Source organism: Pilosibacter sp. YYHA0881 (assembly GCF_051602715.1).
Lineage (GTDB): Bacteria > Bacillota > Clostridia > Lachnospirales > Lachnospiraceae > Alitiscatomonas > Alitiscatomonas aceti.
This window is the reverse complement of the sequence record NZ_CP175657.1, coordinates 2,599,815-2,626,291: the sequence shown is the minus strand read 5'-3', so window position 1 is coordinate 2,626,291 and position 26,477 is coordinate 2,599,815. Positions and strand designations below refer to the sequence as shown.

At 44.5% G+C, this 26,477-nt stretch carries 23 protein-coding genes; 9 read left to right on the top strand and 14 right to left on the bottom strand.

Annotated elements, in window-relative coordinates; genetic code table 11:
* Positions 1 to 60 precede the first annotated feature (60 nt).
* Genes ACI6NM_RS12265 through ACI6NM_RS12235 form a run of 7 tightly spaced genes read right to left on the bottom strand, consistent with a single transcriptional unit; the run spans position 61 to position 6,891 of the window.
* Complete coding sequence (locus tag ACI6NM_RS12265; RefSeq protein WP_262427335.1) at positions 61 to 726, bottom strand: DNA cytosine methyltransferase; 666 nt, start codon at positions 724 to 726, stop codon at positions 61 to 63.
* 18 nt (positions 727 to 744) lie between these two features.
* On the bottom strand, positions 745 to 1,191 hold the full coding sequence (locus ACI6NM_RS12260; protein WP_262427334.1) for a very short patch repair endonuclease: 447 nt from the start codon (positions 1,189 to 1,191) through the stop codon (positions 745 to 747).
* Positions 1,192 to 1,207: 16 nt separating this feature from the next.
* Complete coding sequence (locus ACI6NM_RS12255; protein WP_438500878.1) at positions 1,208 to 2,395, bottom strand: LlaJI family restriction endonuclease; 1,188 nt, start codon at positions 2,393 to 2,395, stop codon at positions 1,208 to 1,210.
* Between the two features lie 44 nt (positions 2,396 to 2,439).
* Positions 2,440 to 4,323: an HTH-like domain-containing protein gene (locus ACI6NM_RS12250; RefSeq protein WP_438500877.1), complete on the bottom strand. Its 1,884-nt coding sequence runs from the start codon at positions 4,321 to 4,323 to the stop codon at positions 2,440 to 2,442.
* A complete protein-coding gene (locus ACI6NM_RS12245) occupies positions 4,323 to 5,756 on the bottom strand; it encodes a DNA (cytosine-5-)-methyltransferase (RefSeq protein ID WP_438500876.1) in 1,434 nt (477 codons plus the stop codon). The genes ACI6NM_RS12250 and ACI6NM_RS12245 overlap by 1 nt, the downstream gene beginning before the upstream one ends.
* A gap of 1 nt (position 5,757) precedes the next feature.
* A complete protein-coding gene (locus ACI6NM_RS12240) occupies positions 5,758 to 6,693 on the bottom strand; it encodes a DNA (cytosine-5-)-methyltransferase (RefSeq protein ID WP_316451107.1) in 936 nt (311 codons plus the stop codon).
* Positions 6,694 to 6,891: a hypothetical protein gene (locus ACI6NM_RS12235; protein ID WP_012740017.1), complete on the bottom strand. Its 198-nt coding sequence runs from the start codon at positions 6,889 to 6,891 to the stop codon at positions 6,694 to 6,696.
* Positions 6,892 to 7,030: 139 nt separating this feature from the next.
* Here ACI6NM_RS12235 and ACI6NM_RS12230 point away from each other — a divergent pair, with 139 nt between their 5' ends.
* Together ACI6NM_RS12230 and ACI6NM_RS12225 are read left to right on the top strand one after the other, a co-directional pair.
* Positions 7,031 to 8,191, top strand: coding sequence for an HNH endonuclease (locus ACI6NM_RS12230; RefSeq protein WP_262427330.1), 1,161 nt, complete (start codon positions 7,031 to 7,033; stop codon positions 8,189 to 8,191).
* 244 nt (positions 8,192 to 8,435) lie between these two features.
* Positions 8,436 to 8,675 (top strand): tyrosine-type recombinase/integrase, encoded by a 240-nt coding sequence (locus ACI6NM_RS12225; RefSeq protein ID WP_330599940.1) that lies wholly within the window; start codon positions 8,436 to 8,438, stop codon positions 8,673 to 8,675.
* 61 nt (positions 8,676 to 8,736) lie between these two features.
* Here ACI6NM_RS12225 and guaA (ACI6NM_RS12220) read toward each other — a convergent pair whose 3' ends face one another.
* Positions 8,737 to 10,029, bottom strand: coding sequence for a glutamine-hydrolyzing GMP synthase (guaA, locus tag ACI6NM_RS12220; protein ID WP_262427329.1), 1,293 nt, complete (start codon positions 10,027 to 10,029; stop codon positions 8,737 to 8,739).
* Positions 10,030 to 10,172: 143 nt separating this feature from the next.
* Between guaA (ACI6NM_RS12220) and ACI6NM_RS12215 the strand changes: the two genes are divergently transcribed.
* The 3 genes from ACI6NM_RS12215 to ACI6NM_RS12205 all read left to right on the top strand — a co-directional run bounded on the left by ACI6NM_RS12215 (position 10,173) and on the right by ACI6NM_RS12205 (position 13,018).
* Positions 10,173 to 10,334, top strand: a complete 162-nt coding sequence (locus ACI6NM_RS12215) for a hypothetical protein (RefSeq protein ID WP_262427328.1) — start codon at positions 10,173 to 10,175, stop codon at positions 10,332 to 10,334.
* Positions 10,335 to 10,521: 187 nt separating this feature from the next.
* On the top strand, positions 10,522 to 11,922 hold the full coding sequence (gene mgtE, locus ACI6NM_RS12210; RefSeq protein ID WP_262427327.1) for a magnesium transporter: 1,401 nt from the start codon (positions 10,522 to 10,524) through the stop codon (positions 11,920 to 11,922).
* A 208-nt stretch (positions 11,923 to 12,130) separates the two neighbouring features.
* Positions 12,131 to 13,018 carry a YitT family protein gene (locus ACI6NM_RS12205; RefSeq protein ID WP_262427326.1) on the top strand — a complete coding sequence of 296 codons (888 nt, stop codon included), beginning with the start codon at positions 12,131 to 12,133 and terminating at the stop codon, positions 13,016 to 13,018.
* Positions 13,019 to 13,356: 338 nt separating this feature from the next.
* On the opposite strand, the gene ACI6NM_RS12200 is transcribed toward ACI6NM_RS12205, so the two are convergent.
* Positions 13,357 to 14,004: a cyclic nucleotide-binding domain-containing protein gene (locus tag ACI6NM_RS12200; protein WP_438500875.1), complete on the bottom strand. Its 648-nt coding sequence runs from the start codon at positions 14,002 to 14,004 to the stop codon at positions 13,357 to 13,359.
* A gap of 91 nt (positions 14,005 to 14,095) precedes the next feature.
* Here ACI6NM_RS12200 and ACI6NM_RS12195 point away from each other — a divergent pair, with 91 nt between their 5' ends.
* The 4 genes from ACI6NM_RS12195 to hcp all read left to right on the top strand — a co-directional run bounded on the left by ACI6NM_RS12195 (position 14,096) and on the right by hcp (position 17,097).
* Positions 14,096 to 14,806 (top strand): ATP-binding protein, encoded by a 711-nt coding sequence (locus ACI6NM_RS12195; protein WP_262427325.1) that lies wholly within the window; start codon positions 14,096 to 14,098, stop codon positions 14,804 to 14,806.
* A 13-nt stretch (positions 14,807 to 14,819) separates the two neighbouring features.
* Positions 14,820 to 15,152 (top strand): cupin domain-containing protein, encoded by a 333-nt coding sequence (locus ACI6NM_RS12190; protein ID WP_262427324.1) that lies wholly within the window; start codon positions 14,820 to 14,822, stop codon positions 15,150 to 15,152.
* A 33-nt stretch (positions 15,153 to 15,185) separates the two neighbouring features.
* The gene (locus tag ACI6NM_RS12185) at positions 15,186 to 15,377 is read left to right on the top strand and encodes a ferredoxin (protein ID WP_262427323.1); all 192 of its coding nucleotides are present in this window, start codon (positions 15,186 to 15,188) and stop codon (positions 15,375 to 15,377) included.
* Between the two features lie 79 nt (positions 15,378 to 15,456).
* Positions 15,457 to 17,097: a hydroxylamine reductase gene (gene hcp, locus ACI6NM_RS12180; protein ID WP_262427322.1), complete on the top strand. Its 1,641-nt coding sequence runs from the start codon at positions 15,457 to 15,459 to the stop codon at positions 17,095 to 17,097.
* A 309-nt stretch (positions 17,098 to 17,406) separates the two neighbouring features.
* On the opposite strand, the gene guaA (ACI6NM_RS12175) is transcribed toward hcp, so the two are convergent.
* The 5 genes from guaA (ACI6NM_RS12175) to ACI6NM_RS12155 form a co-directional block, all read right to left on the bottom strand.
* Positions 17,407 to 18,951: a glutamine-hydrolyzing GMP synthase gene (gene guaA / locus ACI6NM_RS12175; protein ID WP_262427321.1), complete on the bottom strand. Its 1,545-nt coding sequence runs from the start codon at positions 18,949 to 18,951 to the stop codon at positions 17,407 to 17,409.
* A 249-nt stretch (positions 18,952 to 19,200) separates the two neighbouring features.
* The gene (gene iadA / locus ACI6NM_RS12170) at positions 19,201 to 20,349 is read right to left on the bottom strand and encodes a beta-aspartyl-peptidase (RefSeq protein WP_158359423.1); all 1,149 of its coding nucleotides are present in this window, start codon (positions 20,347 to 20,349) and stop codon (positions 19,201 to 19,203) included.
* Positions 20,350 to 20,459: 110 nt separating this feature from the next.
* Entirely contained in the window at positions 20,460 to 23,300 is a 2,841-nt protein-coding gene (gene uvrA, locus ACI6NM_RS12165) for an excinuclease ABC subunit UvrA (protein WP_262427320.1), read from the bottom strand.
* Positions 23,301 to 23,599: 299 nt separating this feature from the next.
* Positions 23,600 to 24,844, bottom strand: coding sequence for a PspC-like choline-binding domain-containing protein (locus ACI6NM_RS12160; protein WP_262427319.1), 1,245 nt, complete (start codon positions 24,842 to 24,844; stop codon positions 23,600 to 23,602).
* A 209-nt stretch (positions 24,845 to 25,053) separates the two neighbouring features.
* Entirely contained in the window at positions 25,054 to 26,262 is a 1,209-nt protein-coding gene (locus tag ACI6NM_RS12155) for a hypothetical protein (RefSeq protein ID WP_262427318.1), read from the bottom strand.
* Between the last annotated feature and the right edge of the window lie 215 nt (positions 26,263 to 26,477).

Below are 26,477 nucleotides of genomic sequence, written 5' to 3'. Positions count from 1 at the left end.
CAAGGGATTGCATTACCATTTTATTATTGCAAATATCGATTGAAAATCATCCATATTACTTTAACAATTCATCTTCTTCACCAACGCGGAGTCATACGGCAAATCTGCATTCCACGGAAAAGCGAATGTATCATTCACACTTATTACTTTTCTAGCTAATTCATTTCCTTTCAAAACCCCCATCATAAAAATTCGGTCTCTATCTTGAGGCACTCCAAATTCCAATGAATTCATCAATTGTTCAGATATTATATATCCATTACTTTTCAATTCGAATTTAAGCTCTTCAAAATATTCTCGATGCTTTTGTGTTTTTACCAACCCTTTTACATTTTCAAATAAAAAGAAATCTGGTTGAAAGCGACAAATCATATCAATATAACTTTTTGCCAATTTTCCATTTTCCCCTTCTCTACCTTTATTTTTGCCTCCTATAGAAAAATCTGGGCAAGGTGGCCCCCCTATAAAACCAACCAACTCGTTATTATGTCTTTCATTGTTAATGTATTGCTGAAAATTATGTTCTCCTATACCATTTAAAAAATAATTAATATCAGTTACATGATACCCATATACAGGTTGATTATAATTGCGTCCTCTTCTCGCATAACGATATGCATTCATAAATTCCTGTTTATATTCATTCACAAAAACAACTTCATAGCCAGCTTCTTGAAACCCCAAATCAAGCATTCCAACACCTGCAAAAAATGAAAATATCTTCATATCAATCTCAGTTTCCTTCTATCCTAAATCATCTTTTTCAAAGGTTATATCAAAAATTGTTTCTTCCACAACCTTAACACACTCATCTGTATGTTTCTTTATATCTTCACCCCAGAACCGGATTACTGTCCAGCCCTTAAAGTCCAATTTTTTATTTATCTCATCATCCCGCTCTATGTTACGGGAAATTTTATTAATCCAGAACTCACTATTATTGATCTTTTCCAGTCTCTGTTTTAAAGCATCCCAATCTTTCCCATGAAAGAATTCTCCATCACAGAAAATAGCAATCTTATACTTTGTCAGTGCAATATCCGGTCTGCCTGGCAATTTTTTATAATTCTTACGATACCGGTATCCTTTGCTCCATAAAGCCTTTCTCAATATAACTTCTATTTTGGTATCCTTTCCATGAATATTTTTCATATTCTTATGCCGCTGTTCTTTTGTTAAAACATCCGCCACAAAATCACCTCAACAATCAGTTTTCAATCAACTTTGCCAGTTTTTCTATCTCTTTCATTTCCTGTCTGACATTTATACTCATAAGAGTCTTTACATCAATAAGAATACCTTGAATTTTCTGATATTCCTCAGTATTATCTTTCCAGTTACTTACTGCTCCACCCACTTTGAGCATATTTGCATTATCTGGATACTTACTTTTTAACGAATCAAAAGGCATAAGAAAAGCATTATATACTTTCATATTTTCTCCATGCTTTTTCTTGAATTTATCCTCTTTTGCTATATATTCACCATATGTAATCTGTTTGTTTATTGATGTAGATTCTGGCAGATCCCAGGTCTTTCCTGTTAGCCCATATTTATAATATTTTGCATCAAGCACATATACATCTGTTCCATATAACATAATCGTATCTGGTTCAAGTGAAGCATTATCATATTTACTTCCATTAACATACCACGTTGTTTTTGGGAAATAATCTGCTTTGTTTTCAATGCCAAATACCTTATCAATCATTTTCTCCCATATATATTCAAAACGATATGTTCCATATCTGTAGTTCTTATCAGAATCTTTATCTCCTTCAAAATCAATAATCGCAAGCATATGCCGGAATAGCATTCTGTTTTTATCATTAAAGGTATTGGCAATCTTATCTTTTAGAATAGAACGGAATAATCTTTCCTGTTTAACAATTACCGGTTTCTTCGGCATCATTTCCGTATAGAGCCAGCCTATTCGTTCAAAGCTTTCATATACACAATACTCATGTATTAATGTAATCAGTTCATTCTCTTTTACACTATTCTTCTTTGTAACGAAATCAAGATAAAACACGTCCATATCCTGTACATATGGTTTCTGGGTTTTTATTGTCCTGTTCCAATTGATTTTCCCCAATTTGGCAACTTTATATAAAACTTCCTGCTCCTTATAATAACCTCGTACAAAAAAGTCCTTAATAAGATACATATATGACTGCAATGGAAATTCTACTTCATCAAAAACATTACCTCGCTTAAGAATTTCTGACTCTTTTCGTTCTGTGTTAGCTGAAAGTGTTGTAAGCAAGAGTATTATATCCTTACGAAGCTCATTGTCATCTTCCGATATATGATATCCAAGCGGAAAATTGATACTTATGTCACCATCATTACATCTTAACCCTACAAACGTATCCATTTCACGATTAGAATTCACTCTGCATTTACTCCGAATATCAACTTTCCTCAAAAAATCATCACCTAGTTTTCATTATTATCTATATTCTTTTGTTGCATTTTTAAAAGCATTTTCTCATAAACGCTCGTTCTCAATACCGCTGCCAGTTTATCTGATGTTGCAGTCTCATATGTAATAACCACATCTTCAAGAGACTTACAATTTTCATTAAATATAGCTGTCTTGTCCATTTTAAAGGCATCATCCCATAAATATTTAAGTACCTTTTCAGAAAATCTGTCTGCCTCCAGCTCTTTCTTTCTGGCGAAATATGTTCCAAGCCGCTTATCCTCAGAGCTTGCCATATCAACATTGATATCAATAACCATATCATTGATTACTGTAGCAAATGCTCCCCAGCTTACTTTTGTACCCGCAATTATATCTTTTGAATGTTCAGACTTATCAAAATTATTCTCTATCTGCCTCATATTCCACCTACGCTGAAAAGCAGTGTCCAATGTAAATACATTCTGATCCGCTGTATTCATCGTTGCCAAAATAAACATATTTGATGGTATTCTTACCTGGTGTTTTTCATCCCCATAGACTTCCTTTGCAACCTCATAATTTGAAATTCCATATTCACTTTCGCCCACCTCTTCAATAGAAAAATCCTCTTCATCTTTTCTGTCAAGCAACTGGAATACTTCTCCAAATATTGCAGGAGCATTACCTCTGTTTAATTCTTCTATGACAAGATAATAGTAGTTACCAGGATCATTTTGTGCATTCTTAAGCAACTTAGTAAATGGTCCGGGAGTAAATACATATTTCAACTTATCGTTACCATCCTTATCCTTTTCCACTCTCGGCAATATTTGTCCCACAAAATCTGAATATGTATAATCCGGATGAAAAACCACTCTCTCCATGTATTTTTCATCATCACAATATTTTGTCTTTATTTCATGACTTTTTCCAGCACCTGGGACACCATAAAAAAGAATATTTTCTGCTCCTGTTTTACGCTTAACAGACTCTTTATTTTCTTCCAGCGCATTATCACAACAAGAAATAGAGATTCCGTATGTATTTTTATCGAGACACCTGTATATATTCAAAGCCTTCTGTAATTCTGTGGAATATGATTCATTCAATCCTGCTGTTTTAATAATATCTGGTGCCTTGAATTCATTTTCGATTATATTTTTTCCGTATTTTATTCCAAAAATATGTATAGATGCTACCTGCATTTTATCTTCTGCATTACCATACATTTCTTTAAGAATAGTCCCCAATTCATCAACTGTGAATTTCCTGTTTTCTATTTCTGCATTTTTAATTTCAATAAGTTCCTTTATATCTACTTTTGTATTTGTCGGCAGCTTATAAAACTTATTATTAAGTGCTGAAATATTATACTCTCCCCGAGTTTCATCATTTGCTTTAATACCTATACAATCATAAACCAGCTTTTCCTTATGCTTCAGAATTACCAGATAATCTCCTGTATGTAATAATCTTCTGAAGCTGACAAATGCCGGATCATCTATTGTAGTCAATGATAGCTGTACCTGGTCTGCCTGCCCTTTTCTTCTACTTCTCACTATACTTGCACGCACACACCTGCTTTTTTCATTACCAAAGCTGATACCACTCTCTTCACCATCTGCAAGATACATAACATTATCCTTGTAAATATAAAGAGGTATCTGTGTTATAAAATATTTTTTTAACTGCTCATCCCTGTCATTATAATCACACTTAAAATAGCCATCTGCCATAAGATAAGGGAACATATTCATCTGTTCTCCTGATATTGCTATATGGGTCTGATTCGTTGTTCTGCCTTCATCCAATGTATTAGATGCTTCCAGCCTTTTTACCATTATTCCATCATATTCATTTGCTGAACTCTCTGGAACTATGTTCTTTATTATCTCTATTGCCTCTGTAAACTCCATCAGTCATTACCACCTTTCATATAGCTTTTTATCACATGTGCTATCGCTCTTCCCAGAAGTGGAGGAACAGAATTTCCTATCTGCATATAAGTCTTCGTATATGCACCTCTGAAAAAATAATAATCAGGATAAGACTGTACCCTTGCTGCCTCCCTTGGTGTGAGTCCTCTTGCCTGTGTTGGATGAATATACATATTACAATCGAACTTCATATGTGCTGTTATTGTTTTACAAACCTTGTCATTTTCAAGTTTGAAATATTTATCTTTAAAAATACCATTTCTTCTCACATATGGCATAATATCTGCAATTTTGGGATCATCTGAGCGGTCTCCCGGCTCCATGCGGCCATAAATTTCAATATCACGGTCATTATTATATCTCGCTTTATGATTTGATACTACATTAACCACTCTGTCTTGATTAATGTATGAAATATAATCATTGGTTTCTGTAATATTATTTTTTTCTATTTTGTATCCGCTCTCTATTGAACCACTTTCTGTAGAATTTTTTACTCTTGAAGCCTCCAGTTCCCTAAGTGCAAATAGCGCGTCCTCAAGATTATGTTCTGGTATATTTTCACTTAGTACAAATATTTCATTAAAAATTTGTTCGTTATCTACTCCCAGGCAATTTCCTATGTATATAAGTCTTTCCCTGTTCTGTGGAACCCCAAAATTCTTGGCATTCAATATATGGCATTCTACCGAATATCCGATGGCACGAAAATCTTCTTTTACCTGTTCAGCTACAGATAACATTCCCTTAACATTTTCCATAACAAAAAATTTAGGGTGTACTTTTTTTACAACTTCAACATAACTCTTATACAGATAATTTCTAGGATCATCTATCAATCTCTGTCTGTTAGCCATACTAAATCCCTGACATGGTGGTCCACCAACAACAATATCAATGTTCCTGCCTGACAGTAGCTCATCAAGATTTTTTACCACATCTTTTATATCACCTAGTACTATGTGATCCCTTGGTGTCTCTGGATGATTGTGTGCATATGTGTCCACACAACAATCCTGTATATCATTTGCCAGACTTGTCACAAATCCTTCCTGTGTAAAACCTAATGACAAGCCACCTGCCCCGCAAAACAGATCTATCATCTTTAACGAATCATCACTTACATTTTTTCTGGCATTTTCAATATATGTATTACAATATTTACTTACAGGACACTTATAGCATTCCTGTTCTTTTTCATTGCATATAAAAGCTAGTCTTCTAAATGCTTCCATAAGTTCCGAATCATTATCCACATCAGTCTTATACAGATCTGCCCTGTCATTAAGGAACTTCTCTGTTACAGGCTTTGTAACTCTTTTTAGGCAGACATCTACATGATTATTCTTCTCATCGTCCAATCCAGCCTTTATAAAAGATATAAATTCACCTTTATCATTTTTGTATTCCATATCAGTCTTTCCACTCTCCAAGATTTATTAATGTTGTCTTTACCGATTGGGCAACAGCTTTTGATACATTGACTGTAACTGCATTTCCAAACTGTTTATATGCCTGACTGTCAGATACCGGGATTACAAATGAATCCTGAAATCCCTGCAATCTTGCACACTCACGCGGAGTAAGTCTTCTTACCCTTCCATTCTGGGTTACATAGTTGTCCTGGCATGCTCTGTGCATCTTCGCCATAGTTGCACACAAAGGTCTTGCAATCTTCAGATCTATTTCCGATTTTGCCTTATATCCACCAGTTCCATCTGATAATATTGTAGGCAATATTCTATCTGACAGGAAATATTTGTCATTAACTTCTGGTTCCAGTAAATCCTGCAATGTTTTATTAAGTTTTTTCTTTTCTGGAAATTCAAATCTTGCATTCTGATTATCAAAGCATACAATATATGTCCTGTTTCGTGTCTGAGGTACTCCATAATCAGCTGAATTTAATATGTCACAGAACACATTATATCCAAGCACATCATGTAATATCCTATATATTTCTTTATATGTTTCTCCATTATTATGGGTTCTTAAGGATCGTACATTTTCAAGAATAATTGCTTTTGGTTTCTTTCCTTTTTTAATTTTATCATCCACAATCTCTGCTATTCTAAAAAATAATGTTCCTCTCGTATCTTCAAACCCTTTTTGTTGCCCCATCATACTAAACGGCTGGCATGGAAACCCACCTATCAGGATATCGCAGTCTGGTATTTCCTCTAAAGGAATTTCATTTATATCTCCAAGAACGATATGTTCTCCAAAATTAGCCTTATATGTCTGCACAGCATATTTATCAAAATCGTTTGCCCATATTATATCATAACCTGTATCTACAAACCCTTTATCAAGTCCACCAAGCCCACTGAAGAATGAAACTACTTTCACTTATTTTTCCTCCTCAAGCTTATTATTTTTTATGTAATCTCTAATCCACAATCCAATTTCCACAGAGGCAGTTTTCCCTTCATTACGCAATAATGTCATAAATTCATCTTTTACTGCCGGTTCAATTGATATTTCTATTTTTGCAGTTTTTATTCTACCTGCCGGTCTTCCACAATTACTTTTCTTTTTATTAGTCATTGCATTCTCCTCCGTTTAATAAACATATTATATAATGTTTTTATCAGGGTGTAAATATATTCTTTATTAAAATTTATATATACACTTTCTTTTCTGTTTGATATAATAAATACAAATCTACAGAAAGGAATACAATTACATGTACAGACAAATTATTGATAAATTAAACCAGTTTCTGAATTATATACATATTCCTGGCACACCACTTAATTCAGATGCTTTTCAAGGGATATTGGTAAAGAAACTTTCAAACCAGAATATTATAAAAGATAAGCGAAGAATTAATGCCGGGGATACTTCTTCAACAGTTAACCAGACACATATTGACGTTACTGGTAAACAAGGCATGTTATTTTTCTTTGAAGAACTGAATAATGCAACAACCTCCGTACAAAGCATTGATATTGATATATACGATAACAATTTCAGGTACCTTCACGAAATCGACCAGCCCTCTAACATGACAGATTCAAACGGAAACACTTACTATGTACGTTCCAATATCAACCTGCCAAAGTACTTAGCAGATTCCAATTTTTCTCTTCACAGTTCTGCATATAAAAAATATGGTCATACTGGTGACCAGGTACAAATTAACATTCCAGATTCTGAAGAGGCTTTTACTCAGCTTCAGAGATTTGCATTCCAGGATGACGCTCTTGTTATGCTAAGATATGATTATCTGAGATATGTTGCTATTCTCATTCCATGCGAATTGTGTAACATTCTGTACTCTATTACAGACACTCATGGTTCCCATAATGTAAACTATGTAGCAATGAATCCTTCATATAACCCAGTATTAGCACATCAGATCCAGTACAATATTATTTCAAATGATGTAAGTTACGATGATGTTGAAGCCATGACTTTGCAACGCACACTCAATAATAACCCATGTGCTGGTACAGATGTCGAAAAGATTGTAAAAACCCGTGTTTCGCAAGGCTCTTTCCGCAGGCTGTTACTTCTTGAACGTCATCACTGTAATCTTTGCGATATTTCCGCCACATCTGTATTACGTGCAAGCCATATTAAAGAATGGGCTGAATCCTCCAAAGAAGAACGCATAGATGCAAACAATGGTTTGCTTTTATGTGCTAATCACGATGCCCTGTTTGATAGACACTTAATCTCTTTTGAACCTGAGACAGGAAATATATGCATTTCAGCATCAATTGACGATGATCAGCGAAATGCCTTAAATCTTTCTAAATCCGCCAGAATCTCTATGAATGAGCGAATGAAGGCATACATGCAAATACACTACAAAAAATTTATTAAAAAAGAAAACCAGTAATTCCCCAATTGCGAGATGTATTTGGGTACATCAATAAAACCTTCCAAAGAATCAATGGTAAAGATGTTGTCTGGCCTCCTAAAATACCGAAAAGCAGCCGGGTTATCACGATCCCCCAGACACTTGCTGATTGTTTATAAGCTTATATGGATAAGTGCTATGAGATTCAGCCTAACGACAGACTTTTCCCTTACACCAAACATCTCCTAAATCATGAAATGCTCAGAGGATGTAAAAAATCCGGGTGAAGAAAATTCGTGTGCATGATCTCCGTCACTCCCATGCCCGCCTTTTGATTGAGACGGGATGCCAGCCACTTCTGATTGCTGACCGTTTAGGACATGAAAAAATACAGACAACCTTAAATACTTACAGTCATCTGTATCCCAACAAACAAGCCGAAGTGGCACAACAGCTTAAAAATCCTATCAACGGAACAACAGTGCCAGATAGTAGCCAAATGGCAGATGTAGCCAATTTGTAGCCAATAAAAAGAAAAATCTCTGGAAAGTCTTATAAATCAAGGCTTTCCAGAGATGTAGCAACTATTCAAATTCAATCGTCGCCACCGGCTTCTTCGTGATCTCGTATACCACCCGGTTGATGCTGGTCACCTCAGCAGTGATCCGGTCTGCGATCCGCTCCAACAGATCGTAGTCGATCCGCTCGATGGTCGCCGTCATGGCGTCGATGGTGTTGACCGCACGGATCACGGCCATATAGCCCATGCTTCTGGCGTTATCCCTCACACCGACCGCCTTGAAATCCGGGATCGCTACAAAGTACTGCCACACAGTCTTATCCAGACCAGACTTGGCAAATTCGTCGCGGAGGATCGCGTCAGCCTCACGGAGTGCCTCCAGACGGTCACGGGTGATCGCTCCAAGGCAGCGGACGCCAAGTCCCGGACCCGGGAACGGCTGACGATATACCATTTCTGCCGGAAGGCCCAGCTCGATACCGCAGGCGCGTACCTCATCCTTAAACAGCTGCTTTAACGGCTCTACCAGCTCAAACTGCAGATCCTCCGGAAGGCCGCCCACATTGTGGTGGGATTTCACACATTTGGCAGTTTTTGTACCGGACTCGATGATATCCGGGTAAATGGTGCCCTGGCCCAGGAAATCGATCCCCTCCAGCTTTCTTGCCTCTTCCTCAAACACACGGATGAATTCTCCGCCGATGATCTTACGCTTTTCCTCCGGATCTGCAACGCCGTCCAGCTTTCCAAGGAACCGCTCTGTCGCGTCCACATAGATCAGATTTGCGTGCAGCTCGTCGCGGAATACCTTTACCACGCCCTCAGACTCGTTCTTACGCATTAAGCCATGGTTTACATGGACGCACACCAGCTGCTGCCCGATGGCCTTGATCAACATGGCTGCAACCACAGAGGAATCCACGCCGCCGGAAAGCGCCAGGAGGACCTTTTTATCTCCCACCTGCTTACGGATCAGCTCCACCTGGTCCTCAATGAAATTCTTCATGTTCCAGTTGGCCTCTGCCTTACATGTCTCAAAAAGGAAGGTCTTCATGGCCGCATCGTCCGGAAGCTCCTGGTACTGTGCCTCACATTTTGACTGGGGATAATCAATGGAGATCATCGGGTAGCTCAGTCCATATAATTCGTCCCGGACCTGTACCTCCTGTCCGTCCACCACACGGTTCTCGCCGCCATTTAAAATAATACCCTTTACATTATCCAGAGCCTGAAGCTCCTCCACCGTAATATCATGGGGATGGATCTCACTGTATACGCCCAGGTCCCTGATCTGACGGGCAATCACTGTATTCTCTGTGCTTCCAAGATCCAGAATTACTATCATATCCTGCTTCATGCTGATTCTCCTTTTAATTATGTTGATTAAACGTTATCTACATTATACCTGTTCCAGAGAAAAAATCCATCAAAATTTTTTATTTTTCGAGTTCATGGGGCTCCGTTCCTCTTCTATTCATCTCCCGGTATCAGAAAAAGGTTGTGATTCCCAGAAAAATGCGCTATAATGAACAAGCCATTGAAATCTGGCAGAAAAAACTTTTAAAGAGAGGTGAGATCATGGACAGTAGTGGTAGTCGAAGTACGGATATGGTATTCCAGCAGTTACAGAATACAGGTGCGATCCGGCTGTCTGTGGTCTGATCTGGCTTTATCTGTATATATACAAATGGATACCATTGTCCGTTCCAGTACAGCACTACATAAGCAGATGCGAATGCAGGGATCCTGTCTGTAACCGGCAGTGGATTTTTTATGCCCTTTTTTCCTTACAAACAGAACTCCTGTGTCCGCCTTTGCTTTCAACCGACTTGTAAAGGAGGACAATGAAATGGCAGGAAACACAACCGTAAGCACAGCACCTGCAGGATACAGCGCTGAGATCGCAGAACTGATTCGCAGCAGTCTGACTCCCCGGAGAATGCAGGAAAAGCTGTCTTCTTATCATGAAAACGATGTCGCATCCGCTCTGGGGCTTCTGACCCAGGCGGAACGGGCAAAATTATACCAGATCCTTGATTCAGAAACACTGGCTGGGATCCTGGAATACTCCGATCATCTTACAGAATATGTGCAGGAACTGAGCGTCCGAAAAAAGGTCGATGTATTTTCCCAGATGGAGCCATCCGACGTGGTGGAGGTACTGCGCCAGTTGGAAAAGGGCGAGCGAGAAACCCTGGTGGATCTGCTGGATCCCGAGGTCCGCTCCGATGTGAAATTGCTGAGTTCCTTCGACGAGGACGAGATCGGCAGCGTCATGTCCACCAACTACATCTCCGTCCCGGACCATGCATCGGTCAAGGAGGCCATGTCAGAGCTCGTCCGCCAGGCTGCCGAAAACGACAACATCAGCACCATTTATGTGGTGGACCAGAGGGAAACCTTTTATGGCGCCATTGACCTGAAGGACCTGATCATTGCCCGGGAGGGGACTGATCTGAAAGAGGTCATGACCTGCTCCTATCCATACGTTTACGCGCGGTCGCCCATTGAGGACTGTATCCCGCAGTTAAGAGATTATTCCGAAGACTCCATCCCCGTGCTGGACAATGAAAACCGGCTCATCGGCGTCATCACGGCCCGCGATCTGGTTGAGGTCGTAGGGGATGAGCTCAATGAAGACTACGCAAAGCTGGCAGGTCTTTCCGCTGAGGAGGATCTGGAGGAACCGATCTTCCGCAGTGTAAAAAAGCGGCTTCCATGGCTTTTCGTCCTGCTTGTCATGGGCCTCGGCGTATCCGCAACCGTCGGGCTCTTTGAATCCATCGTGGCCCAGCTCCCAGTCATCATGAGCTTTCAGTCGCTGATCCTGGATATGGCAGGCAACGTGGGCACCCAGTCCCTGGCCGTTGCCATCCGTGTTCTCATGGACAAACAGACCTCCGGAAGGCAGAAGCTGACACTGATCCTGAAGGAATCCCGCGTCGGCCTGACCAACGGCTTTATTCTCGGCATATCCTCCTTCCTTGTGATTGGCGGATATCTGGTTTTAAAAGGGAACGGGCTGTCCTTTGCTTTTGCAGTTTCCGGATGCCTCGGCGCAGCCATGATACTGGCCATGCTGATCTCTTCCTTATCCGGCACAGTTATTCCGATCTTCTTCCAGAAGATCGGGGTGGATCCGGCTGTAGCATCTGGCCCACTGATCACAACCGTAAACGATCTGGTCGCCGTGATCACCTATTACGGACTGGCCTGGGTCATTCTGATCAATTTGCTGCATTTGGCGTAAAGAATAAGAAGAAATATAAGACCGCCGGTATGGGGAAGGGTAACCATACCGGCGGTTTTTATTTTGTTATCGGAATTCGCTGGTCTTTGTAAAAACACTTGACAAAACCAGTATATTAGTGTTAGTCTAGTGGCCGAAGAGCGAAAGCGCATTATATTTTATATAATACGCCTTCGCTCTTTTTTTATGAAATGGAGGTATTAAAGTTATGAAAACACAGTTTTCTATGCAAAAGGCAAAAGTATTTGCAACGCAATTACTCTGGGAATTCATAGGAAGTGTCTTTATTGCAGCTGGAATTTATAATTTCGCTGTGCAGGCAAAGTTTCCAATGACCGGATTTTCAGGTATTTCTATCATATTGTATCGGCTGCTGAATATTCCGATCGGACTTTCAACCATTGTATTGAATGTCCCGCTGGCCATTGTCTGCTATCGGCTTCTCGGGAAAAAGTTCTTTATCAGTTCTTTACGATGCATGGTGCTTTCTTCTTTGATGATCGACTATGTGGCACCGTTGTTTCCGGTGTATGAAGGAGATCGCTTATTAGCAGCCCTTTGTACAGGTGTATTTGGCGGTATCGGATACGCATTGATTTATTCTAAAAACTCCTCTACCGGTGGATCAGATTTTATTATTATGGCAGTGAAAGCCATCAAACCGCATTTATCTCTTGGGAAAATCGCATTCTGGTCTGATGTGGGGATCATTCTGGTCGGCGGAATTTTATTCCGGGATATGGACGGTATTATTTATGGAATGGTTGTAAATTTTATTTTTGCTGTTGCCGTAGACAAGTTAATGTATGGAATCAATGCCGGGAAGCTTACATTGATCGTTACAGATCATGGTCCTCAGATCTGTGAAGTGATCGATGAATGCTGTCAACGGGGAACCACCATTTTAAAGGGCCAGGGCGGATACCATGGACAAGAAAAGCAGGTCGTGATGTGCGCCTGCAACAACAAAGAAATGTTCCAGGTGCAGCAGGCTGTAAAGAAAGCCGATCCGGATTCCTTTTTGATCGTGCTGGAATCCAATGAGGTTCATGGAGAGGGATTTAAGATGGTACAGATTGGGGAGGAAGGAAACTGATCGTATTTTTATGTGGTAGTTTTGGAAGGGAGCCCTAAAAGTCAGAGAGCCGGGTACCCGCTGTTTATGCAGTCTCCTGGCTCTCTGTTTACTATTCGAATTCGACAATTACTAATCAATTTTGTTTAGAGATTATTCTCTGTCATGTTTACAGTTCTTTTGATTATTTGATTTATCCATATTATCCTGCCTATACAGGCTAATGTTATCATTTTGTTATCGGTGTTGATAACACTTGCTCTGTAACTGTGGATAATAGCACTATATTCTATTTCAGATCATAAGCGATTTTGCTTAAAAAATCAATCCCTATTCAAATTCATACCATTCCTTAAATCTCAGTCTTTGAGCAAAATACGATTTTTTTTGTATTCAATCATGCCATCTTTCTGCATTTTAGAAAGCTCGTTGCACATAGTACTGCGGTCAACATTCAAGTAATCTGCTAATTGCTGGCGGTTATATGGAATCAGAAAAGAATTGCTTCCGGCATGTTTTGCGCATTCTGAAAAATAAGACATCAATCGGCCTCGTATGGATTTGGAACTGGTGTGCAAAATCCTTTGTGAAAGTTGCAGACTTTTATGAGCACAGACAGTCAGTAGATTTCGTGCAAGGTTTGTATGAAAAGGGCAGGCGTTTGTGCAGGTAGTCAGAACACGTCCCACATTCATAAACAACACAGAGGTATCTTCCACGGCAGACACTGTAACCAGCATCGGCTGTCCCGGAATACAGGCATATACTTCAGCAAATACAGAACCAGGTGCAACACTTCCTAAAATGCTGGTATTCCCCCAAATATCGTTACAAGATATCATTACCATGCCTGACAGTACAATGCCGATATTCTCTATAATACTCCCTTCTGAAAGAATTACTTCTCCTTTTTTATAATTGCGTTTTACACTATTCAAACAGCTTAAAAGCGAGAAGATGTCATCTTCTTCTAACCCACGGAATAACTGCATATCGGATAATTTCATATTTTTTACCCTTTCGTTGTTATAACAACAGATTTTTATTTTTAATTATAATATACTATGCCCAGAAAGACAAGAGAAAGGATGGTATAAAATGATTCGAAGAATTATCCAAATAGATGAAGAAAAATGTAACGGATGTGGTGCGTGTGCCGAAGCTTGTCACGAGGGTGCAATCGGCATGGTAAATGGCAAAGCAACACTTCTGAGAGATGATTATTGTGATGGTTTGGGAGATTGTCTGCCAACCTGCCCGACAGGTGCAATTTCCTTTGTGGAGAGAGAAGCTGCCGCCTATGATGAAAAAGCTGTGCAGGAAAATATGAGAAAAAAAGTGAAAAGCAATCATGCCGCTGTTCCCCATACAGGCTGCCCCGGCAGTCGAATGCAGCGTATTCAACATTCACAAGAAACAACTCCTTCTGCCCGGGTACAGACAGAATCACAGTTGGGACAATGGCCATGCCAAATCAAACTGGTACCGACTAATGCACCATATTTTGACGGCGCAAAATTGTTAATTGCAGCGGATTGCAGTGCATACGCCTATGCCAGAATGCACGAGGATTTCATGCGTGGGAAAATTACGATTATCGGCTGTCCAAAGCTTGACAGCATAGACTACAGCGAAAAGCTGACGCAGATCATTCAAAACAACAACATTCAAAGTGTAACGGTTGTACGCATGGAAGTTCCCTGCTGCGGCGGACTAGAATTAGCTGCCAAAAAAGCGTTGCAGGCAAGCGGAAAATTCATTCCTTGGCAGATTGTTACGATTTCGTTGGATGGTAAAATTTTGGAATAAAAGGAGAGATACTATGAGTAAAAAAATGAAAAACATTGCTCAATCAGAAGTACTGACGCTGAGAGAACAAATTTCTTATCAGGAGGGGCAGATTGTCAGCAAAACTTTGACACAAAACCAGGCAGTAAGTATTACCCTGTTCTCATTCGCAAAGGGCGAAGAGATCAGCACCCATGAATCGGGTGGGGACGCCTTCGTCACCTGCTTGGATGGTATCGGAAAAATCACGATTGATGGCGTTGAATATCTGCTGCACGAAGGAGAATCTATTGTCATGCCAGCAGGCCATCCCCATGCGGTATATGGGAAGGAAGCGTTCAAAATGCTTTTAGTAGTTGTATTTTAATCAAACGCAAAATTGACAAAAGAAGGTGATTTTATGAAAGCAACAAAAGTAGATAAGGATCTCTGCATTGGCTGTGGGCTTTGCTGTGGGATCTGCGGCGAGGTTTTCCGTATGAACGAGCAGGGAAAGGCTGAAGCGTATCAACCAGAAAACGCTGAAAATCAAGGTGCTGTACAGGAGGCCATCGACTCGTGTCCTGTGTCTGCAATCGCCTGGGAAGATTAATTCAAACGCGTCTACATGCTTTTTTGATTGAGAAGAAACCACATTATTTCAAATTTTAACAGTTTTTAGGAGGCATATTATGGAACAAAAAATGTTTTGCTATCAGTGTCAGGAAACCGCCGGGTGCAAGGGCTGCACCATGTCCGGCGTATGCGGAAAGAAACCTGATGTAGCGGCCATGCAGGATCTGTTGGTCTATGTCACAAAAGGAATTTCGGCTATTACGACTGCATTGCGTCAGGAAGGTAAACAGGTCTCTGCAAAAATCAATCACTTGATTACTCTGAATCTGTTCACTACCATTACCAACGCAAATTTTGATAAAGAGAGCATTGAATCAAGAATCCGTGCTACACTGACTGAAAAGGAAGTTCTGCTAAAGCAAGTTACCAATCTGACTGTTCTGCCTGAAGCCGCAAAATGGAACGGAGCTGAAAACTGGGAAGAAAAAGCCAGAACTGTCGGTGTTCTTTCTACCGAAAACGAGGATATTCGCTCTCTGCGCGAGTTAATCACCTACGGTTTGAAGGGACTTTCCGCTTACTCGAAGCACGCAAATGTGTTGTTGGAGGACAACGATGAAGTTGACACATTTCTTCAGAAAGCACTGGCTGCCACGCTGAATGACAACCTTAGTGTAGAAGATCTGATTGCTCTAACAATGGAAACAGGAAAATACGGAGTATCCGGTATGGCAATGCTGGATAAGGCTAACACAGACAGCTATGGAACCCCCGAAATTACAAAGGTAAATATCGGTGTCAGAAAGAACCCCGGCATTCTGGTATCCGGCCACGACCTGCGCGATTTGGAAATGCTGTTAGAACAGACACAGGGAACTGGAGTGGATGTGTATACGCATTCCGAGATGTTGCCAGCTCATTATTATCCTGCTTTCAAAAAATATCCTAACTTTGTTGGTAATTATGGGAATGCTTGGTGGAAACAAAAAGAAGAATTTGAATCCTTTAACGGTCCTATTCTAATGACAACCAACTGCATTGTTCCTCCTAAGGATAGTTACAAAAACAGGCTTTACACTACCGGCGCTGCGGGATATCCGGGATGTACACATATTCCGGGAGAAATTGGCGAACAAAAAAATTTTTCTGCGATTATTGAGCATGCAAAAAAATGTGTCGCTCCGAGTGAAATCGAAACCGGTGAAATCATCGGCGGATTTGCCCATGCACAGGTTCTGGCTTTGGCAGATAAAGTTGTAGAAGCTGTAAAAAGCGGTGCTATCAAAAAGTTTGTGGTTATGGCGGGCTGTGATGGTCGAGCAAAGAGCCGCGACTACTATACAGAATTTGCTAAGGCTCTGCCGAAGGACACTGTCATCCTTACTGCCGGTTGTGCAAAATATAAATATAACAAGTTGCCTTTAGGCGATATCAATGGCATCCCACGTGTTCTGGATGCAGGTCAATGCAATGATTCCTATTCCCTTGCTGTAATCGCCTTGAAACTCAAAGAGGTCTTTGGGCTTGACGATATTAACGATCTGCCAATTATCTATAATATCGCATGGTACGAACAAAAAGCAGTTATCGTTCTTCTGGCTCTTTTATATCTTGGTGTGAAGAATATCCACCTTGGCCCTACACTTCCGGCATTTCTCAGCCCGAATGTTGCAAAGGTCTTGATCGAGAACTTCGGCATTGCAGGAATTGGCACTGTGGAAGAGGATATGGAGAAGTTTTTCGGTATTAACGCATAAAAAATACTCCGTCAAAAGAAATAGATCCAACAGGCATAAAGAAACCTCGGAAACCCTTATAAAATGGGCATCCGAGGTTTTCTGCCTGTTATTCGAATCTGACAACGCCTAATCATTTTGTTTTCAGACTCAATTAACTGGTGTTCTCACTTATACTCCGGCAACGACCAGTGTTGCCGATTACACCAGCAATCAGCATACAGCAATCTATCACAGAGCAGTTGAATAAAAAAATGCAATCAAAATGCAATTCTAAAAGGAAAGAGCCTCAAAACCCTTGAAAATAAAGGCTTTGAAGCTCTGCTCCAACTATTCAAACTCAATCGTCGCCGGCGGCTTCCCCGTGCAATCATACAGCACCCGGTTCACATGCTGGACCTCGTTTACGATCCGGTTGGAGACCCTGCCGATCACCTCCCATGGCAGCTCCGCTGCCTCGGCGGTCATAAAGTCGATGGTGTTCACGGCCCGCAGCGCGATGGCGTAATCATACGTTCTCTCGTCACCCATGACGCCCACGGAGCGCATGTTGGTCAGGGCGGCAAAGTACTGGCCGATGCTCCGGTCCAGACCGGCCTTGGCGATCTCTTCCCGGTAAATGGCGTCGGCCTCCTGGACCATCTTCACCTTCTCCGGCGTTACCTCTCCGATGATACGGATCCCAAGTCCCGGGCCCGGGAACGGCTGACGGTACACCAGCTTTTCCGGGATCCCCAGCTCCAGACCGGCCTTTCTCACCTCGTCCTTGAACAGATCGCGGAGGGGCTCGATGATCTCCTTGAAATCCACGTAATCCGGCAGTCCTCCCACGTTGTGGTGGGACTTGATCACAGCGGATTCACCGCCCAGGCCGCTTTCCACCACGTCCGGATAAATGGTTCCCTGCACCAGGAAATCCACAGCTCCGATCTTCTTTGCCTCTTCCTCAAACACGCGGATAAACTCCTCGCCGATGATCTTTCTCTTCTTCTCCGGCTCTTCCACACCAGCCAGCTTATCATAGAAGCGCTGCTGGGCGTTTACGCGGATGAAGTTCAGATCATAGGGGCCGTTGGGGCCGAATACCTCTTCCACCTCGTCGCCCTCATTTTTCCGCAGTAGGCCATGGTCAACGAACACACAGGTCAGCTGATCGCCCACGGCCTTGGCCAGCATAACGGCTGCCACAGAGGAATCTACACCGCCGGATAATGCGCAGAGCACCTTTCCGTTTCCGACCTTCTCGCGAATCGCCCGGATGCTGTTCTCCACAAACGCGTCCATCTTCCAGGTTCCGGAGCAGCCGCAGACCTCATAAAGGAAATTGTGCAACATCTTCGTGCCTTCCTGGGTATGAAGGACCTCCGGATGGTACTGGATCGCATACAGCTTCTTCTCCGCGCACTCGGCAGCCGCCACCGGACAGTCGGCCGTATGGGCCACGATCCGGAAGCCGGGAGCCGCCTTTTCAATATAATCGTTATGGCTCATCCAGCAGATGGTCTTTTCGGACACATCTCCATACAGCTTGCTGGTCTTGTCCACCGTCACTTCGATCTTTCCATACTCACGGACCGGAGCCTTACATACATGGCCGCCCAACACATGCATCATCAGCTGTGCTCCGTAGCACAGGCCCAGCACCGGGATCCCCAGCTCAAATAATTCTTTGCTGCAGGATGCGGCTCCTTCCTCATAGCAGCTGTCGGGGCCTCCCGTGAGGATGATCCCCATGGGATTCATGGCCTTGATCTGTTCCAGATCTGTTTTATAAGAATAAATTTCACAGTATACGCTGCACTCGCGGACACGGCGGGCCACAAGCTGGTTATACTGGCCGCCGAAATCAATAACAATAATTTTTTCCTGATTCATCGAGAGCCTCCTGTCAACCTTTGTTGAAAAGCTGTACCTGCCGAAAAACATGCTTTCAGCAGGTACAAAAATTTTGTAATCATTATAATTGAAAGGTTTTGTCTTTGCAAGAAAAAAACTGTAAGTCCGGAAAAAACAGCAGAAACACCAGTGATCCGTTTAAAAATCCCCGATTATCCGGCAGATTTTCCGTCTGGGAATATATCTGTTTCCAGTCTTTCCAAGCTGTCCTGGTGCGCCCTTTAACAGCTATGCCTCATAGGTTCCCTTCTTTAATAATACGCCGTCCTGCATCATCAGGCTGCCGCGGGCAATGACCGTATTCATGGAGAGATCGCCGTTGAGCACCAGCACGTCTGCGTCGCTTCCCACATGGACGGCTCCCTTTTTGGGATATACCTCCAGAGCCTTCGCCACATTTCTGGTTCCCAGGGACAGAGCCTCCTCCAGAGACATATTTTCATTCTGGACCTGATATACCACCTGACGGTACATGGTATCCACACTGGAAACACCCATTTCCGTAAGATTTCCGGCTGCGTCATAGTTGGACCAGCTTCCCTGTCCGTCGGAGCTGATGGTCACCTTGTCCATGGGAACCCCGGCCTCCTTTGCCGCCCGCAGGGATGCCGCCAGCTCTTTGATCTTTTCCTCAAACTGTCCGCAGGTGAAGTCGATGGTTCCGCCCATCTTTGCCAGCTTGAATGCGTCCTCCTGGAGCTTCTTTGCTCTTCCCACATGGGTGGGTTGGAACGTCTTTACAGGGATCGAGGTGCGCTCCAGGGCTTCAAACACCGGGCTTAAGGCCCTGTCGTCGCCGCCCATATGGAGGCATACAAAACCGGCTTTTCCGCTTAACATGCCGGCTGTCCGCACATCGCTTCCCAGGCGGATCAGCTCGTCCACGGTGATGTTCGGGGCACGGTGGTCAGAGACTGCCAGCTTAAGGCCGATGATCTCGTCTACGAACATGATATCCCTGCTGATGCTTCCTGTGATGGTCGGACCCGGATGCCCGTATGCTCCGCAGCAGCAGTAGGCAGAAATTCCCTCTTCCTTTAATGCTTTGGCCTTAGCCACCAGATTTTCTGTGCTCCGGCTGATGCCGTCGGTTCCCAGAAGGCCCACCACTGTGGTCACGCCGCCCCTGATCAGATCAGAAAGCTGCACCTGGGGAGCCTGTGTGTGGAAGCTTCCCTCACCGCCGCCGCCTGTAATATGGACATGGCGGTCAATGAATCCAGGCGCCACGATCCGTCCCGTTCCGTCGATCACCTGGCAGCCCTCATATTCCGGAAGATCCTCCCCGATCCGCTCGATCTTTTCACCGGCGATGAGCACGTCCTTTTTTCCAAGATATTCCGGTGCATACACCTCTGCCCCTTTGATTAATAGCATATCTGCTCCTCCTTGTTTTTATACCCCTCCGGGCGATTTAAGCGCATGGTCTCATAAAAACACAGAGACCGATATGCGCCATGATACGATGGATCTCTTTCTCCATTGTATCATACTTCCTCCCGCTTTTCCAAATATTTCTTCACGTACCTTCCCGTATAGGAAACCGGACTTTCTGCCACCTGCTCCGGCGTTCCCTTTGCGATCACCGTACCGCCCCGGTCGCCGCCCTCGGGTCCCATATCGATGATATAGTCGGCGGTCTTGATCACATCCAGGTTGTGCTCGATGACCACCACCGTGTTTCCGCCCTCAGACAGACGGCGCAGGATCTCCACCAGCTTGTGGACATCCGCAAAATGAAGTCCCGTGGTGGGCTCGTCCAGGACATAAATGGTCTTTCCCGTTCCTCTTCTGGAAAGCTCCGTGGCCAGCTTGATCCTCTGGGCCTCGCCGCCAGAAAGCTCTGTGGACGGCTGCCCCAGTCTGATATAGGAAAGCCCCACATCGTTTAAGGTAGCGATCTTTCTGGAAATGGACGGCACGTTTTCAAAGAACTTCAATGCCTCCTCCACGGTCATGTTCAGTACATCGTAGATGCTCTTTCCCTTATATTTTACCTCCAGCGTCTCCCGGTTGTACCGTTTTCCGCCGCAGACCTCGCATGGAACGTAAACGTCCGGCAGGAAATGCATTTCGATCTTTATGATCCCGTCGCCGCTGCAGGCCTCACACCGGCCGCCCTTTACGTTAAAGCTGAACCGGCCCTTGCTGTATCCTTTGGCCTTGGCGTCGGGCGTCGCCGCAAACAGGTCCCGGATCAGATCGAACACGCCCGTATACGTTGCCGGGTTGGACCTGGGCGTCCGGCCGATGGGCGACTGGTCGATGGCGATGATCTTATCCAGCTGGTCCACGCCGTCGATTCCGTCATGGGCTCCGGCAATGGTCCTGGCCCGGTTCAGCTTCTTTGCCAGGGACTTATACAATATCTCATTGACCAGAGAGCTCTTTCCCGAGCCGGACACGCCTGTCACACAGGTCATCACCCCCAGGGGGATATCCACATCCACATTTTTCAGGTTATTCTCCCTGGCGCCCCGCACCTTCAGCCAGCCTGTGGGCTGCCGCCGCTCTGGCGGCACCGGAATGGACCTCCGGCCGCTTAAGTATGCGCCTGTGATGGAATCCTCACACTTCATGATCTCCTCAGCCGTCCCGACGGCCACCACTTTTCCACCATGCTCTCCCGCTCCGGGACCGATATCCACAATACAGTCCGCAGCCATCATGGTATCCTCATCATGTTCCACCACGATCACGCTGTTTCCCAGGTCCCGCAGATGGGTCAGGGTCTTTAAGAGCTTGTCATTGTCCCTCTGGTGGAGGCCGATGCTTGGCTCGTCCAGGATATAGGCCACACCCACCAGACCAGAGCCGATCTGGGTAGCCAGACGGATCCTCTGGGCCTCGCCGCCGGAAAGGGTCCCCGTGGCCCGGGACAGGGAAAGGTAATCCAGTCCCACGTCGATGAGGAACATGATCCTGGCCCGGATCTCCTTCAGGATCTGTTCCCCGATCATCTTCTGCATCTCCGAAAGCTCCAGGCCGTCGATGAACTCCTTAAACTTCACGATGGACATATCTGTGGCGTCGAAGATATTTTTTCCGCCCACGGTCACCGCCAGGGATTCCTTTTTAAGTCTCTTTCCATGGCAGGCAGTACAGGGGGTGATCCTCATGAAGGTCTCATATTCCGCCTTGCTGGCCTGGGAAAAGGTTTCCCGGTATCTGCGGTTCACATTTTCAATAAGTCCCTCAAAGGCCACGTCGTAAACGCCGGTGCCGCGCTGCCCCGTATAATGGACCGCCACCTTTTTCCCCTGGGTCCCGTAGATCAGGATATCGTGGATCTCTTTGGGATAATCCTCAAAGGGAGTATCCAGGTCAAAATGGTACTCTTTGGCCAGGGCGTCCAGGATCGCCCTGGAAAAGCTTCCCTCCTTGGCGCAGGACTGCCAGCCCAGGACTGCAATGGCCCCCTCCTTGATGCTTAAGGACTTATCCGGGATCATCAGATCCTCGTCAAATTCCATTTTGTATCCCAGTCCAAAGCACTCCGGACAGGCCCCGAAGGGATTATTGAAGGAAAAGCTCCTGGGCTCCACCTCCTCGATGCTGATCCCGCAGTCGGGGCAGGAAAAGCTCTGGCTGAAATTCACCGGCTCTCCGTCAAAAACATCCAGGATCATCAGGCCTCCAGACAGCTTCATCACTGTTTCGATGGAATCGGCCAGACGTTTTTCGATCCCCTCCTTCACCACCAGACGGTCCACCACGATTTCGATGTTATGCTTGATGTTCTTCTCAAGCTGGATCTCCTCCGTCAGCTCATGAAGGTTGCCATCAATGCGGACACGGACATAGCCGCTTTTCTTCGCCTGCTCCAGGACCTTTTCGTGCCGTCCCTTCCTTCCCCGCACCATGGGAGCCAGAAGCTGGATCCGTGTGCGCTCCGGCAGCTCCATGATCTGGTCCACCATCTGGTCCACGGTCTGCTTTTTGATCTCCCGTCCGCATTTGGGACAGTGGGGGATACCGATTCTGGCATATAAAAGACGCATATAATCGTAGATCTCCGTCACTGTTCCCACCGTGGAACGCGGGTTTCTGTTGGTGGATTTCTGGTCGATGGAGATCGCCGGGGAAAGTCCCTCGATGCTCTCCACATCGGGCTTCTCCATCTGCCCCAGGAACTGGCGGGCATAGGACGAAAGGGATTCCATATACCGTCTCTGCCCCTCGGCGTAGATCGTATCAAAGGCCAGGGAGGATTTTCCCGAGCCGGAAAGGCCGGTTAAGACCACCAGCTCATTCCGCGGGATATCCACGGAAATATTCTTCAGGTTGTGCTCGTTGGCACCACGGATCTTAATATATTGCTTTGGCATTGCCATTCTCCTATAAATCCGGGCATCTGGGATTTTGCAGGAAGGCAGAAGCCAGATGCGCCATGGTATAATGTCTGTTTTACAGACATTATACCGCACCCTTCGGCTGCGATACCCCTCCGGGAGATTTGAGCGCCTGGATTTTCGCGGTGAACGCGAAAACCAGATGCGCCATGGTATAATGTCTGTTTTACAGACATTATACCATGATTCTCTCCCGGATTCAAACATTTGTTCGCTGTTTCCAAAAAGAAAAGGTCCCGTTTCCGGGACCCTTTCTCTTCAAGAGGAAATGATCGTTAATCAGTGATTTCAATCTTGTATGTGCCGTCACTCTGTTTTGTGATCCTGTATTTCACGCCATCGGCGTCGGTCACGGTACCGCTGGTCTTTACCTTACCCTGCTCGTTTACTACGTAATCCTTGCCGTCAACGCTTACCTTTTCGTACTTCATTCCTTCTTCTGCCCGGATCAGAACGCCTTCCTCATAAAGAGCTCCGTCCTTGATGCCAGTGTAGCCGTCGCCGCGGTTTCCAAGAGAACCTGTGGTCGTGAAGTAGAATACCTCGTTGTCATGGTCATCGTCGTTTACAACTACGCGGCCTGTCATCATTTCGCCGTTATCGGGGTTAAAGTAGAACTTTCTGCCGTCTTCCACTTCTACCATTCCGGTCACCATACGGCCCTGGGTATCGAAGCAGTAGGTCTCGCCTTTGATCTTCGCCATACCGTAGTGTCCGCCAATGACTGTGGTCTTATACTCGGTGGAGTATGCGCGGCCGTCACGGAAGTAATACCAGCTTTCCTCTGCATCGTCCGGAGAAGCCAGGTACTGCCAGCCGTCCGCCTGCTGTCCGCCGCTTCTGTAATACCGTAAGTGGGCGGTATCCGAGCTGGACAGATCGTCGCGGCCTGTGGAGGTATAGTCTGACGGGTTTACCCATCCGGTCAGCATCCGTCCCTCATGATCAAAGATATAAGCGGTGCCGCCGATGCTCTTTTCTGTCTCCCGCACCATCTTGCCATTGGTGCCGAAATAGAACCAGTACTCACCCCAGTCATCGTTGGGATCCGGAAGCTGCTTCCAGCCGGCTGCCATTGCGCCGGAGCTGCCCAGGTAATAGATATCTCCGTCCAGATCCTGCCAGCCGGTGGCCATTACAGAATTGTTGAAATAGTACCATACGTCATGGATCTGCTTCCAGCCGTTCTCATAAGCCTTTCCGTTGGCTCCGAAGTATCTCCAGCCGCCTTCATGATCCCAGTTGTCGCTCAGCTCTCTCCATTCGTTGAGCACCATTTCGCCGCTGCTGTTCACATAGTAGGTGTCGTCGATCAGGCTGTTGGTCCGCATCACGCCGTTGGAATCCATATAGTACCATTTTTCGTTGACCTTCACCCAGTCGTCCTGGACCATTTTTCCTGTGGAATCATTGTAGTAATACCAGTTTCCATTTTTCTGTGACCAGCCTGCAAAGGATGTCATTGCCATTCCGGCTGTAAATGCCGCTGCAAGTGTCATAACCATTAAACCTTTTCTCATATCATTTCCTCCTTTATAAAAAATCTGTCAAAATTATTCTTTCTCATCTGTTGTATGGAGTATATCATATTTCTGTATTTTTTTCATCACTTTTTCTTCACATTTTCATTACAATTCTATGAAGCATTTATGGCAAAAAAGTGGCAGAGGGACGGGGCCTGGGGATATCGGGAGCAGGGGGAGGAAGCGGGGAGGGAGGGGGGCAGGATCTATTGGTGGATTGTGTGGTATTTTAGGCCCAGGGCGCTTTTTCTCAGGCAGATCCTTCTTGTGTCTCCGATGGCTGTGTTGTTGTATACGCTTCTGGATGTCTTGAATTTTGTTTGTTCTCCGTGCCAGTTTCCGTATAGATAGTAGTCGGTGGTGCTGCCGCTGGTGCTTATGTCTTTGTCTGTAACGGATATGGCTTCATGGGCCGATTTGTCGAAGGTCAGCAGGAAGTTCAGGGGGAATGTGGCCGTGAATGAGATAACAAGGACAGCCAGAATAACTGATAGCTTCCGGGACAGTCTCTGGGGTACCTTTGTGCCTGCTGATCTGATGATGTATGGAATGGACAGCAAAGCTGTTAGGTAAATGGTTATCCTGAGCAGGCTTCCCAGATCGTAATCAAAGCTTTTTGAGACGCTCAGGCATAAAAGCATTGCGATTACAGGGCCCAGGACCGGCATCTGGAGCGCGTTCTGCTCTCCTTTTTTTGTGGTGGTTTCTATATAGATGTATGGGTAATACCAGAGGTAGATCCCGTAGGCGGCCAGAAGTACAAAAAGAAAGATAGCGACCATGAGCTTACCGCCTGCCAGGAAGGCCGCTGCATTCAGAAATATCAGGATCCAGCCTGCTGCTTTTAAAAATTTCTTTGCGCCGGCAATGTGAAAGGGCTCGTATCCTTCTGACAGGCTCTCCATTGTTTTTGTTTCGTCTGCAATGGATCTGTAATGGTTTTTCTCCATGACATTTAATGCATTTATGTATTGGGATACGTTTTCTCCCTTTTCTGTCATTTCGCCAAGATCTACGCTGGGAATGTCGTTTTCCAGGAGAGCTTCAAACAATATTTCCAGATCGGCCAGCGCATAGTCCAGCGTGACGAGCCGGTTATACTGCCAGTCCACAAGGACCATCTGTGTCCGGCTGCCCAGAGGGACAAGAAGCAGACATCGGATATCGCTGTATTTTACCTGTTTCGGCTGTTTGAATAAATGGAAAAAGATCAATCGGTCCTCTTCCACAAGGATCATTTCTTTTTTATAGGCCAGAAGGAGCAGGATCCCCAGCGCCGCGAATGGTAAAAAACAGATGGAAGCCATGATGTTTCCCGTTATGGCAAGGAAAAAGCTGACCAGTGAAAATATGGCTGTGGTGATGATGCCGATGACTTTTACAAATATGCCGCTTCTTATAACTTTCTTTTCCATTTGATCCTCCCTGATCTGATATTCCATCGTTTCTGCATGCTCTTTTCTGACGAAAGCAGCAGATGGTATAATATCTGTTTCCAAACATTATACCATGGAACCATCATGCAGTCATTGTTTTCCGACGGCAGGCTCCACAGAGTTTTTTTGTCACAGGATGCTCTTTCCTATGGCATAAAAAGGGACCGGAGCTTTTTGGTGGGAGCTTCCGGTCC

Coding starts and splice junctions, on each gene's coding strand:
- ACI6NM_RS12265 (WP_262427335.1), bottom strand. CDS start 726: ATGAAGATATTTTCATTTTTTGCAGGTGTTGGAATGCTTGATTTGGGG.
- ACI6NM_RS12250 (WP_438500877.1), bottom strand. CDS start 4,323: ATGGAGTTTACAGAGGCAATAGAGATAATAAAGAACATAGTTCCAGAG.
- ACI6NM_RS12245 (WP_438500876.1), bottom strand. CDS start 5,756: ATGGAATACAAAAATGATAAAGGTGAATTTATATCTTTTATAAAGGCT.
- ACI6NM_RS12235 (WP_012740017.1), bottom strand. CDS start 6,891: ATGACTAATAAAAAGAAAAGTAATTGTGGAAGACCGGCAGGTAGAATA.
- ACI6NM_RS12230 (WP_262427330.1), top strand. CDS start 7,031: ATGTACAGACAAATTATTGATAAATTAAACCAGTTTCTGAATTATATA.
- guaA (WP_262427329.1), bottom strand. CDS start 10,029: ATGAAGCAGGATATGATAGTAATTCTGGATCTTGGAAGCACAGAGAAT.
- mgtE (WP_262427327.1), top strand. CDS start 10,522: ATGGCAGGAAACACAACCGTAAGCACAGCACCTGCAGGATACAGCGCT.
- ACI6NM_RS12205 (WP_262427326.1), top strand. CDS start 12,131: ATGAAAACACAGTTTTCTATGCAAAAGGCAAAAGTATTTGCAACGCAA.
- ACI6NM_RS12200 (WP_438500875.1), bottom strand. CDS start 14,004: ATGAAATTATCCGATATGCAGTTATTCCGTGGGTTAGAAGAAGATGAC.
- ACI6NM_RS12195 (WP_262427325.1), top strand. CDS start 14,096: ATGATTCGAAGAATTATCCAAATAGATGAAGAAAAATGTAACGGATGT.
- ACI6NM_RS12190 (WP_262427324.1), top strand. CDS start 14,820: ATGAGTAAAAAAATGAAAAACATTGCTCAATCAGAAGTACTGACGCTG.
- ACI6NM_RS12185 (WP_262427323.1), top strand. CDS start 15,186: ATGAAAGCAACAAAAGTAGATAAGGATCTCTGCATTGGCTGTGGGCTT.
- hcp (WP_262427322.1), top strand. CDS start 15,457: ATGGAACAAAAAATGTTTTGCTATCAGTGTCAGGAAACCGCCGGGTGC.
- guaA (WP_262427321.1), bottom strand. CDS start 18,951: ATGAATCAGGAAAAAATTATTGTTATTGATTTCGGCGGCCAGTATAAC.
- iadA (WP_158359423.1), bottom strand. CDS start 20,349: ATGCTATTAATCAAAGGGGCAGAGGTGTATGCACCGGAATATCTTGGA.
- uvrA (WP_262427320.1), bottom strand. CDS start 23,300: ATGCCAAAGCAATATATTAAGATCCGTGGTGCCAACGAGCACAACCTG.
- ACI6NM_RS12160 (WP_262427319.1), bottom strand. CDS start 24,844: ATGAGAAAAGGTTTAATGGTTATGACACTTGCAGCGGCATTTACAGCC.
- ACI6NM_RS12155 (WP_262427318.1), bottom strand. CDS start 26,262: ATGGAAAAGAAAGTTATAAGAAGCGGCATATTTGTAAAAGTCATCGGC.